12 protein-coding genes are annotated in these 11,993 nt (G+C 41.4%); 3 read left to right on the plus strand and 9 right to left on the minus strand.

The window, feature by feature from the left end; genetic code table 11:
• Window positions 1–588, plus strand: coding sequence for a GTP pyrophosphokinase (locus tag LI091_RS10650; RefSeq protein WP_173733836.1), 588 nt, complete (start codon window positions 1–3; stop codon window positions 586–588).
• A 76-nt stretch (window positions 589–664) separates the two neighbouring features.
• Here the strand turns inward: LI091_RS10650 and LI091_RS10655 are convergent, their stop codons facing one another.
• Entirely contained in the window at window positions 665–835 is a 171-nt protein-coding gene (locus tag LI091_RS10655) for a hypothetical protein (protein ID WP_158526450.1), read from the minus strand.
• 242 nt (window positions 836–1,077) lie between these two features.
• Between LI091_RS10655 and LI091_RS10660 the strand changes: the two genes are divergently transcribed.
• Window positions 1,078–1,710, plus strand: a complete 633-nt coding sequence (locus LI091_RS10660; RefSeq protein ID WP_173733837.1) for a hypothetical protein — start codon at window positions 1,078–1,080, stop codon at window positions 1,708–1,710.
• Window positions 1,711–1,773: 63 nt separating this feature from the next.
• Here the strand turns inward: LI091_RS10660 and LI091_RS10665 are convergent, their stop codons facing one another.
• The 4 genes from LI091_RS10665 to LI091_RS10680 all read right to left on the minus strand — a co-directional run bounded on the left by LI091_RS10665 (window position 1,774) and on the right by LI091_RS10680 (window position 6,512).
• Window positions 1,774–2,721 (minus strand): DNA/RNA non-specific endonuclease, encoded by a 948-nt coding sequence (locus tag LI091_RS10665; RefSeq protein ID WP_173733838.1) that lies wholly within the window; start codon window positions 2,719–2,721, stop codon window positions 1,774–1,776.
• Window positions 2,722–2,854: 133 nt separating this feature from the next.
• The gene (gene secA / locus LI091_RS10670) at window positions 2,855–5,242 is read right to left on the minus strand and encodes a preprotein translocase subunit SecA (RefSeq protein WP_265191159.1); all 2,388 of its coding nucleotides are present in this window, start codon (window positions 5,240–5,242) and stop codon (window positions 2,855–2,857) included.
• A gap of 167 nt (window positions 5,243–5,409) precedes the next feature.
• On the minus strand, window positions 5,410–5,910 hold the full coding sequence (locus LI091_RS10675) for a hypothetical protein (RefSeq protein WP_173733840.1): 501 nt from the start codon (window positions 5,908–5,910) through the stop codon (window positions 5,410–5,412).
• Window positions 5,911–5,924: 14 nt separating this feature from the next.
• Window positions 5,925–6,512: a hypothetical protein gene (locus tag LI091_RS10680; RefSeq protein WP_173733841.1), complete on the minus strand. Its 588-nt coding sequence runs from the start codon at window positions 6,510–6,512 to the stop codon at window positions 5,925–5,927.
• Window positions 6,513–6,637: 125 nt separating this feature from the next.
• Here LI091_RS10680 and LI091_RS10685 point away from each other — a divergent pair, with 125 nt between their 5' ends.
• Entirely contained in the window at window positions 6,638–8,110 is a 1,473-nt protein-coding gene (locus LI091_RS10685; RefSeq protein ID WP_173733842.1) for a hypothetical protein, read from the plus strand.
• A gap of 497 nt (window positions 8,111–8,607) precedes the next feature.
• Here the strand turns inward: LI091_RS10685 and LI091_RS10690 are convergent, their stop codons facing one another.
• From LI091_RS10690 to LI091_RS10705, 4 genes are all read right to left on the minus strand, one after another.
• Window positions 8,608–9,234 (minus strand): Spy0128 family protein, encoded by a 627-nt coding sequence (locus tag LI091_RS10690; RefSeq protein ID WP_173733843.1) that lies wholly within the window; start codon window positions 9,232–9,234, stop codon window positions 8,608–8,610.
• Between the two features lie 65 nt (window positions 9,235–9,299).
• Window positions 9,300–10,019 carry a class B sortase gene (gene srtB, locus LI091_RS10695; protein WP_173733844.1) on the minus strand — a complete coding sequence of 240 codons (720 nt, stop codon included), beginning with the start codon at window positions 10,017–10,019 and terminating at the stop codon, window positions 9,300–9,302.
• Window positions 10,019–10,588, minus strand: a complete 570-nt coding sequence (gene lepB / locus LI091_RS10700) for a signal peptidase I (protein ID WP_173733845.1) — start codon at window positions 10,586–10,588, stop codon at window positions 10,019–10,021. Before lepB ends, srtB begins: the two co-directional genes overlap by 1 nt.
• Before the next feature lie 83 nt (window positions 10,589–10,671).
• Complete coding sequence (locus tag LI091_RS10705) at window positions 10,672–11,964, minus strand: DUF7601 domain-containing protein (RefSeq protein ID WP_173733846.1); 1,293 nt, start codon at window positions 11,962–11,964, stop codon at window positions 10,672–10,674.
• Window positions 11,965–11,993: the final 29 nt, after the last annotated feature.

Genomic DNA, 11,993 nt, shown 5'->3' on the forward strand with positions numbered 1-11,993 from the left:
ATGAAAACAAACGAAAAAGAAAAATTTTATGGAGCACACTTAACCCATATGGAAACTGTCAAAAGCAAAGCGGTCATCATTGCGAAATTTGCAGCCGAATTCTCCGGAGCAAAAACATCCAGAATTGTATGCAGGATAAAGTCTCCGGAAAGTATGGAGAAGAAGATTCTGGCAGACGGTTTGCCAGTTAATTATCACTCTATGCTGGTTGAGGAATCTGATGCCATTGGAATCCGTATTATCACAGATTCTATCTCTGACGTGTATAAGATTTCAGATAACCTTGATAAAATCCACGATTTCGGTGATACGAAATGTCAGGTTTTACATATCAAGGATTACATCAAAAATCCAAAACCCAGTGGATATCGCAGCCTGCACGTCATTTTAGGAATCACATCTGACGACGAAGTCTTTCCAGAAATGAAGGTAGAAGTTCAGATTCGTACTTCAGTTATGGACTGTTGGGCAAGCCTCGAACACTTGGCGCAGTACAAGCAGGTTATCAGCCTGACCCCTGAAGTATTAGATACACTGGATACATACCGCCAGGCAGCAGACAGAGAAATCCAGGCGATGTATGCTTAAACGACTAATTTTATCGAAGAATGCCACAAAATAATGTGGTATTCTTTTTTTTTGCATAAAAAAAGACGGCTTCGCGTTATACGAAGCCCTCCTTCGCCATCCTCCGACCTTCTCTCCGTTTCTGTTTATTGGTCTTCCCGTAAAACACAGTTGGCCTTCCAACCGGCGGACGGTTATGCTGAATCTTTGAGATACCCATCTGCAGTTCCAGTTTCTGGAGTTCTTTCTTGCTTAATTTTTTAGACATATCTTTTTCTCCCTTCTTTGCGCGTCTCTATGTTATATTTACGAGACGAATATTATTTTTTACATATTTAATATGCAAAAAAAACATGTTAAGAGAAATACTCTGAATCCTTATCAGCGGATTAAAAAACCGTGACCAGGCTTTCCCGCCCGTCGATAAGAAATGCTGGTACAAAAATGGTACAGGAAAATCCTTATTTGGCATATTAAACAATATAAATACACAAAAGGAGAAAATCACCAATGCCAAAAGAAAAAACCGTAAAAGGAGAAATGTACAGAAACGAAGACAAAATCAAAAGAAAAACGCGCGTGGACAATTTAGAAGATTTTTACAATTTTCGTATGCCATACAAGGATGAGGCTATACATGCCAAAAAATCAATGAAAATCTTAAGGGCTGTAACTATTTCTTCCTTTCTTCCATTTTTAGCCGTCGTTTTATTTTTTCTTGTCTGGAATACTATCCATGTTGTCATGGATGGACACTTAGAAAAGGAAACGATGCAGACGTATATCTTTATCTGTATATTTTTTTTATTTTTACTTGTATACAAAAAGAATAACAAACTTCAATTTAGCGCGTTAGACGATTACGACATCCATGTTTTAGATTGTCAGGTTTGGAGCATGCGGAGAGAGCCAATCGAAAACTTCTATTCTTATTACGCTGCCATCTGCACCGATACACAGTTTTGCAATGAATATGTAGCCATCCAAAGTTATACATACAACTGCCTTGTTGATAATCCAGATGAGCAAATGCTTTTAGTTAAAGTTGAGCACACCACTAATGACGACATCAACAACTCAAAACCATTATTTTACTTACAAACAAAGAAAAACCTATCCAAACAAAAAAGACAACTGGAATAATGCCAGTTGCCTTTTTTTTGTTCTGACTGCATATTTATTGCATGCTTTTTTTTATTGCTCTTCCTACGGCTTGCAACTTCCACAAGGCTCATAACCTTCTGAAATCAGTTCTTCCCTGCTGCCGGTATATTCTTTTTTGTTTTTTGTTTTCATCTTTTTTACGCTGTTACAACTCGGTTTATGAAATTTTCCAGTATTTGTATTAATTACATATTCCGTCTGTTCTGTCGCGCCACTAGAATTCCCAGACACACCGCTTGCAGAACTCGTGTCAGCGTTTCCGCCCACATCCGGCTCTCCGTCCACGACTGACTCCTGGTCTACCCAGCTGTCGCCTGTTGCATAATCAATTCCAATACCAGGCTGCACATTATAGCAATACACATTGAATTTGACACCTGCTCCGGAATCTTCCACGGACTCTGCTTCCATCTGCACTCCGGAAGCAACCAGATTATCTCCGTCAAAAACCGGAGTTACACGATAGAGTACATGGTTTCCGGTTTCTTTAACATAATCTGCCACTTCATCTTCAAACGGGAGCATTCCCTCCACATTCAGATATCGTGTTCCGGTTATCAGGTTTTTCTCATTTGCATTCTCCCCGGCCAGCTGAAATCCAATAAGGTGACAGCGGTTGTATAAGTACCGGTCTTTGATGATATCCGGATATTTGACGGTATGCCATCCGGAGGGCTTAACCATACCAATCCTTCCGCGCTTTTCTGTCGGCATTAACTCTTTGCAGATGTTTGCATAAGCCACACCGCATCGCCCAAGACTATCCAAATCGCCATAGTCCTCAAAAGCATCTGTCGTGAAATCCGATTTTGCAAAATCCGGCTCATTGTCATTGACAACAGTATATGGGCTTCCTGTGTAGCCAGGAACCTGGCTCAAAGCTGTCGCTGCCTGAACTTCTGTTTGCTGCATCCATCCGACATTACTTCCACTGATTACCACAACTGCAGCGATAGCTCCGGCCAGCATCATCCTGAACTTTTTTAACATTTATTTTTCCTCCTCTTTTTTGTATGTTTCCTATACTACACAAATATGCAAAACAAATCCAGATGCAAAATTCTTTGCGAAAAAATAGCCCGAGATATCCTTATCCCGGGCCTCTATGTATTCTTCTTCTTTTTTAAACCGCGCCGTTATTTGCCGCTGAAGATTTCAGTCTTGAAGAAAACAGTGTGTACACGGAGTCTGTTTTAATTTCATCAGACATCTTATTGAACATGTCAAATGCTTTCAGTTTGTATACAATCGCTGGGTCCTTCTGTCCATATCCCACAAGGGCAATGTTCTGGCGCAGGATTTCCAGGTCATTGATATGCTGCATCCATTTGATGTCAATGCATCTCAGGATAATCTGGCGTTCAAATTCTCTGAATACATTAACGTCCGGCCACTCTCTTTCCCTGTCAACGTATTTGTCTTTTGCAGCGTTGATATAAAGTTCAGAAAGCCTCTTCTTCTTCATATTTGGCTCATATTCCGGGCTTTTAATGCCATGGACCAGAACTTCAATTTCTTTACGGATTTCCTGATACTGTGCATCTGTTACCTTCTTATCCGGTGCGTGTTTATCAATGACCATATTGATAGAATCTTCAATCATTGTCACCATCGTACTTCTGGTATCTGCTTTTTCAAGGATAGCATCACGTTCTGCGTAAATCAGTTCACGCTGCTCATTGTTTACCTTATCAAATTTCAGGACATTCTTTCTTGCTCCGAAGTTATTATCCTCAATCACAGTCTGCGCTTTCTTGACAAATTTATTTACAGTTCCATTTTCAAGGCTCTCTTCATTTTTCATACCTGCCAGACTTAACATATTTTTCATACGCTCTGAACCGTAAAGCCTGAGCACCTCATCATCAAGAGAAAGGAAGAAGATAGATTCGCCAGGGTCGCCCTGTCTGCCGGAACGTCCTTTCAACTGGTTGTCAATCCTTCTTGACTCATGACGCTGTGTGCCGATTACCTTAAGGCCGCCGGCTGCTCTCGCATCATCATCAAGTTTGATATCTGTTCCTCTTCCGGCCATGTTTGTTGCAATGGTGATTGAGCCTTTCGTTCCAGCCTTTGCAATGATTTCGGCCTCTTTCTCTAGGAACTTGGCGTTCAGTACAGTATGTGGAAGACCTTCTTCTTTCAGCATCTTATCCAGAATTTCAGAGTCCTGAATAGTTGATGTACCAACAAGAATCGGCTGCCCGGTCTCATGCGTTTTCTTAATCTCGTCAACAACTGCTTTAAATTTTGACTGTCTAGTCAAGAACATCTTGTCGGACTCATCAACCCTCTGTACCGGTTTGTTTGTCGGTATCTTTACAACAGACATATGATAAATGTCTTTAAATTCTTTCCTTTCAGTAGACGCTGTTCCCGTCATTCCGCATTTCTTATCGTATTTGTTAAAGAAATTCTGATATGTAACGGTTGCATATGTAGAAGTTTCCTCTTTGACTTCAACCCCTTCTTTTGCCTCAAGTGCCTGATGCAGGCCATCAGAATAACGGCGTCCCGGCTGGATACGTCCTGTGAATGAATCTACAATCAGGACCTCGCCATTCTTAACAACATAATCCTTATCTTTCTTCATCAGGTTATGTGCTTTCAGTGCTGCCAGGATGTTATGATATAACTCTGTATATTCTCTGTCTGCCAGGTTGTCAATTCCGAAGTATTTTTCGCACTTCTTGATTCCCTGCAGCGTGAGGGTAACGATGCGGTGCTCTTCATCAACCGTATAATCGCCAGTCTCTTCTGGCCTCTCCCCTGCCATCAGGTCCACTTTTGATAATTCTGTTACTTCTCCTTTTTCCAGTTGTTTTGCTAGTTCATTACATGCGATATATAGTTTTGTAGACTTGCCGCTGTTTCCGGAAACAATAAGCGGAGTCCTCGCTTCATCAATCAGTACAGAGTCCACCTCATCAATAATGCAGAAATGGAATCCCCGCTGCATCTTGTCTTCCATCCGCTGCGCCATATTGTCTCTCAGATAGTCAAAACCAAGTTCTGTATTCGTAATGTATGTGATATCTTTTGCATATTCTTTTTTCTTTTCTTCCGGTGATGTCGTCTTTAAGATACATCCGACGGTAAGACCCATGAAACGATGGATTCTTCCAATATCTTCCGCATCACGTTCTGCAAGGTAATCATTAACAGTTACAATATGAACCCCTTTGCCTTCAAGAGCGTTGAGATACGCCGGCATTGACGCAGTAAGAGTCTTTCCTTCGCCGGTTTTTTGTTCCGCAATCTTTCCCTCATTCAGCGCAATTGCACCCATAATCTGCACTTTGTACGGTCTTAAACCAATGCTTCGGTAAGCCGCCTCTCCCACTGCTGCATACGCATCAGGCATAATCTGGTCCACGGTTTCGCCGTTTTTCAGCCTTAATTTAAACTCATCTGTTTTGCCTTTCAGTTCACTGTCTGTCAGGCGCTGCATGTTTTCCATCTTTGCATATATTTTATCTGCCATTTTTCTTAATCTCTTAATTTCTGACATTCTTTTTAAAATCTCCTTTTCGCATTTTTTTAAGTTCGTTTCCAAGTCAGATACAATATGCCGGAATTTGAAAAGTTTTTTCGTTTTTAGTGAAATTTTTTATTTTTCTTTTTTGCACAAAAAAAGAACCTGGCTTTCGCCAGATTTCTTTTTGCAATTTTTACTTTTTACATAGAAACAATGCAGTTCAGGCCGACTTTTTTATTCGTCTTTTTCCTGAGTCTGATACATACCTGACCATAGATTGGTCCGAATCTTAAATTGACACATTCCATTTCGCTGTCAATCACTGCCGTGACAGGGTCGCCCTTCTGCATGGTCTTTGCCTTATCTAGCACATCTTCTTTTTTTGCGCGTATTACTGCAGAGCCAGACCCATCGCAGGCTTCAACATTGATTACCGCCTGTTCATCTTCTACCGTGATTTCCGCTATCCTGCCACAGACAATCTGTATGCGGGATAAATCGTTACCGGACATTGTATACCCTTCCAATTCTTCAGAGCTAAACGGTTCCAGCTCTTTTGCCGATTTTTTTATCTCCTCTTCCTTGACTGCTTTTGATTCAAGTGCCACAGAGATATTAACGCCGTTTGTACTTCTTTCCTCTGAGGCGTCAATCATCTCAAAAAGGTCAGACTCTCCATATAAAGTCTTGTCATATTTCATAAAAAAACTCCTTTCTATCGTGCAGCCGCCCGAAGGTCTGCATACAGATTCATCATCTGCAGCATGTGTTCCGGATGTACATTGATGATGTTTTCCGCTTTTTTATATGCCTCTGCTTCTGACTTGTCAGAAATTCCACCCTGGAATTCCTGATAAAACGAAAAAGCGTCCGTCATAAACGAGCCTTTGTCATTTGCTGCCCTGCAAAGTGCTTCATAAACAGCACTTCCCATCTTCTCCGCAAATTTTCCGCTGAATTTTACATTAAAATCGCTCAATGCTTTCATGCCGCTTGCCTTAAATGACTCTATATCATCAGCAAACGTTTCAAACATTTTCCACGCAGCCTGAAAAACCGTTCCAGCATTCTTATACTCTTTCTGACGGTCAGACGGATTGAGCCGTGCCTCTCTCTCCGCTTCAGCGACAACAGCCAGGACGACCGTTTTATAAAATTCAGATGGATATTCAGCATGAATCCTGTTTGCTTCATCCATGCACGCTTTCCATCCGTCATCGGTATCATTCTTTCTGACTGTATTAAACATCTTCCAGACCTCGCCGAAAACCTTATGTGCTTCTTTTTTATCAATTGTCCCCATATATTTTTCCACCTTTCTTTGTAAAGATAATTTCATTTTTAATATGCCAAAACCTTTTTATGTCAAAAAATCCGCCCGTTTTGCATATTAAACATAAAGAGAAAAAACCAGAAAGAAGGTGACACATGATGCCAGAAAATAAAGATGAACTGCTCAAAAAACAAAATGAAGAGATACAAAAATTAAAAAAAGAACTAAAACAAGCATCAAAACCGTCATCCATGTTCTCAGTTTTGAAAAACACGGTAAAGCGAAACGTACACGACTTTTTTATCCGTGAAGACAGAATGAAGAACATGGATTCAAAAATAAAAAACCTGGAAAAAGAACTGGCTAAGAAAGAGGAAGAACTGAACAAAACATCAGCCGAATTATTTGCTGCTGTCAATCTCGGCGAGTCAGACACTACGAGCAACCGCAGCGATGAAAATAGCGGTGACAATCCAGAAAGTGAGCCAGACTCCCCAACACAGGACGGACCAGTCTTCCCGCAGACTGCAGAGGATGCAGTCAAAGAGTATTTTGGCCCGATTGACCTAGCGCAGCTGGCTAGATACTATTACCCGGAGACATCAAAGCCTAAAACGTCAGAAGGCTTAGAGAGCCCGGACGAAGAGCCAAACGCGGAGAAAGAAGAACCATCTTCTCAAATCAGCACGGAGCCTGAAAATATGGGCAATTCAGTCCCAGCCGATGCAAAGCCAAAAAGCCAGGAGCAGGCACCGCCTGTATTGAATAAGGAAGAAGCCGAAAAGGAACTTCCAAAAACAGAGCCCAGACCCGAACCCGTTTTAAAAGAAATAAAGAAACCAGAAAAAACCGAAAAAAAAGAAAAAGATAATCAGGTTTCCGAAAGAAAAACCACAGTCACAACGACTGCGCTTAGTCAGACAAAAGCCGTTGTCGACGCGAAGGATGCGCCTAAAGAGAAGACTCCTAAACCTCAGACTTCAACGAAGAACGCGGGTCTGAATCCCCGTTCGAAGTCAGGCAACGAGTCCAGCTTCGCTGGCGAGCTATCGATGAAATCTGGTAACGAGTCCTGCGAGGCAGGCGAGTTATCAATATCCGTCAAAAAAGCTGAAAAAAATGACGCGGCTTCACCCGGCCGGGCAAAAACAGATACCCCGAAAATCAATAAGAAGAACGCATCTACACAAAACAAAGAGGAAAAAGGTTCAAAGCCGACACAGCAGGAAAAACAGCCTGATGTAAAACAGGCAGAAACAGACGAACAGGTCAAGGGTTCCTCCGCTGTTACTACCACCGCCACTGTCGTTGACAAAAACGGAAAGAAAAAATCCAGAAAGGACCGAAGGAAGCAGAAAAAGAATACACAAAATCCAGAAGCACAATCTGCTGCAAAAACGGAAAACAATAATACAGTTGCAAATCCAGGACAGGAGAAACCGCTCTCAGAGCCAGATTTTACAGAATCTGCAGAGCTGGATATTGACCTGCCTGATGACTTTGGAATTGTCATGGAGCCCGAAGAGCCGTTGCCTTCCGATTTGCCGGATATCAATAGCGGCAGCGGAAATATCTTTGATGATTTATTTAACAGTGACAGTGATAATTGGGATGATTCGAATATTTGACGAGGAACGTTGAACATGTTCATGGCGGCTCACAATCGATGTTCAAAAAAAAGAAGCGGAATTCATTTTTGCTTCTTTTTTTTGTGTTGTTTTTGCACACTTATTCTGCATATTGATAACTCGCCGTTTCGGCTCGTAACCAGACTTCGAACGGGGATTCTGCCCCACGTGCGAAGTTAGAACCGAAACATTTGACCCGCGGACGACTTTTCGTCGGCCGGGGACTTTCCGTTCTCCGTTGATATAAACCCCGCCCGTGTTCTACACCCCGACTTCGTCGTCGTTTGTCAGCCTTTGCGGGCTTTATACACACGAGCGTAGCTCGCGGTATCATGGTAGCGATATCCATCAGGTCTTTCTGACATAGTTTTGGCGTTGTTATACAAATCTTTATATATGGATTCTTGAATATTGTCAGCGTCTTGGACCGAATAGTACTGTTGTTTGATGCATCGCTATTACTTTTTGCTTCTTTATTTTTATCACCTTCCCTCACCTTACCGTCTTTTCTTATTTCTTTTTCTTACGGCTATCGCTGCCACAACCATGCCAATCAGACCAATTTCAACATACATGAGTTCATTTGTTTCAACACCAGTTTTTACCGTTGGTGCGTCAGAGCTACTACCTTTCTGCGTTGCTAAACCTCCATTTGATGATGAACCACCGCTTGGATTCCCATTTTCTTTTTGTTCTGTCTCTTTTGTGATTTTGTTTATAAATTCACATTCCGCTGACTTCTCGCTGCTTCCGTTTGTAAAAACAACCGTATCTGCGTTTAACTTCCCATCTTCACCTTCCGTGACAAAAACCTCTGCATAATATATATTACTGTCATATTCTGTATTCTTTTCTGTTCCTTTTTCCTGATAGATTTTATATTTATAATCTCCAGGGAGGTTGATGGATATGGTAAAGTCTTTGCTCTCTCCATTTTTTAGTTCTAATCTTTCCGGAGAAGCCTTAAACCCGCTATCTCCTTGAATCGATACGGCAAAACTTTCCGCGCTACCTTCTGCAGTGCATGATACTGGTACGATTGCATCAACTGGCTCTGCTGCGTAGACCGGAGTCGTCATTACCCACATAGATGCAAAAATCAACGGCAAGATATATTTTCTCATCCTTTTGTCTCCTCCTTTAAAAAAGGCGCCCTGGTCTTTCACAGGACGCCTTGCTTTTTGGCTTCTTATTTTCTTTTTTCTGGCACCATAGCGCCAAAAATCAATGTTCTTTCAACTGTATCAGGGTATTTACATGTAGATAATCCAAGAAGTTTTTCATTTTCTTTTGGCAAGTTGCTATCGTCCAGAAATAGCGCATGCTGCTTGATGTAATCCAAAGTTTCATTATCATTTTCTGTTGGGGCAAATATTGCAGGTTCCGTTGCCTCACATTCGAGCACTGCGAAAAAACGAAGTTTATATTTTTTCTCACCAACCGTGAGGGTTCCGCTGCTGTGTGAATCAAGATAGCCTTCTTTAAGATAATCATCAAGTGCTCCGAACATCATACCCTGTTCCATATGGTGTCCATACACCAACGAATAATAATCATCAAAATCCGGGTTATTTCTACTGTCAAGGAAGATACTTCCTGATAAAGAGTAATCACCGAACGGGTCTTTGTTTAGATATTCATTGTTATCTTTACCCTGCATGACCGGATAATCAATATTTGTGTTATCAACGGTCAGCCAGGCCACCATATTTTCTTTTATTTTTTTATTTGTTGCGTCATCGGTCTCATATCCCGGCTTATACTTCAAGATACTGTCGTCTGTCGCCTGCTGATATACCATATAACTGTCGTAAAGTCCATAAGACCCGAGCAGGAACAAGACCAGGCAAACAAGAAAAACAGTCTTATCAATCATATTGTCAATAAACCGGATTATCTTTCTTACCATCAGAAGCCTCTCCTTCTTATAAGGAATAAGAGTTTTCCGCATATCTTGGATTCCTTAATGCTGCCAATTTGGCGGCTGTCATCCGTATCAGAACGGAAATCGTTCATAACAAAGAACTCATTCTTTCCAACTTCAGTCGGATACTTCACTCCATCAGCACCAAATGTCTGATAAGTGATTTCTTCTGCCGGCTGATAGCCATCAACCGTATATCCGCCATCTTTTGGGAAATTAACCTCCTGACCTCCGACTGCAACAATTCTTCCAATCTTGGTTTTGCCGTTTTTATTTTTATACGCCACGACATCACCAGTTGTATACTCATCAAGTTTATAGACGATGCATAAATCCCCATCTTTTACAAAAGGAAACATATTATTTCCTGTCATCCGATAAAATCCAAGAACATATGTAAGGACTAAAAAGATAATCACGCCAAGAACTGCTATTTTTATAAGAAGTTTTATTAACGGATGTAACCGCTTCTCCTTTTTTTTAGCTTCGCTTTTTTCGTTTTCCGGGGTTACTTCTTCGTCTTTTTTGGGTTCTTTTTTTGGAATTTTTGACACCGCCTTTCTTAAATGCTATGTACGGCTGTGGAGGCGAGCCGAAGGCTCGCCGGAGCCGTAAAGTTAAAATTAATCAGAAAAGATTACTCATCCTCTTTCTTGTTTTTCTTCATTACCATAGTTACAACGCCGGCACCACCAAGAATAGTTACAACTGCGAACGGGGCAACCGCCATAATAACACCAGTTGGGATAACACCATCACGTGTATTCAGGTAACCAGTTGTAAGGTCTTTGGAAGCAATTGTTCCGTTAACTTCTGCGGAGATTGTATCTGCTTTAACATCTACAACCGGAGCGGCTGCTGTGTTTGCTGTGGATTTGTAATCTTCTGTATTCTCTGTTACAGCGTATGTTGTATCTTTTGCAAGACCCTGTACTGTAATCTGCTGGCCATGCTGCAGATAGAATTTCTGTGTTGCTTTACCAGCACCGTCTGTTGTGATAGATGTAACGTTAGCCTGTCCAGCATTTGCATCAATTGTAGCAGCATTTGTTTTAGATGTAGCGTCTGCATCATCAATAACAACATCGTATTTTGTATTTGGCTGAGCCTTGTCAATGTTCAGAGTAAACTCGAAGTACTTATCACGGGAAGCCTGGTTACCAGTAACCTGTTTTCTCAGTGTCAGGTCAGATGTATCATAGCTGTTTGTGAAGCCCTGGGATTTTGTTGCTACATAAGCACCTGCGGAACCGAAATTCTCGCCTGCTGCTACGTCTGGTTCATCATCTACATTAGAATGAAGAACATATCCTTCGATTATCAGTTTCTTTACAAGTGCACCATCTGCATCTGAAGAAGCATCGTTTACATACACATCAAGGACTCTTGTAAGGTCAGCGTCGTTTGTGATAGCCTGGTTTGTACCGGACTCTGTGATAACATAGCGGTAAACACCTGGTTCTGTAAACTGTACTTTAGAAAAGTCAAGTGTAGCAGTTTTCAGTGCATATTTCTTTCCAGCTGCAAGGTCTTTTACATAATTATCTTTTGTTGTGTCGTGTGTATCGGAGCCATCGCCCTGCTTGAACACGATTTTATTTGCTTCTGCGCCTTCACCAACACCTGCCATTGTGATTTTGTCTGCATCAACACCAGCGAGAACCTGGAATTTCTTTCCAGCAACATCGTAAGCTTTTGCATTACCTGCTGTTACTGCATAAGAGAATGTAGCATTCGGCACGTTTGCCTGACTGTCCATAAGCAGGAATTTATCGAATGTAGTTGTCTTTGTTCCTTCAATTGTTGTACCATAGTTTGTACCTGCTGCAGCGAAAACCGGAGTTCCCATGCCTGCGAATGCGGTAGCAGCCATAAGTGCTGTCATACCTACCTTTGGTAAAATGTGTCTAATCTTTCTATTCTTATTCATATGTTTTTCTCTCCTTTTTCTTTATTATA

Source organism: Blautia sp. MSK20_18 (assembly GCF_020553125.1).
Lineage (GTDB): Bacteria > Bacillota > Clostridia > Lachnospirales > Lachnospiraceae > Blautia_A > Blautia_A fusiformis.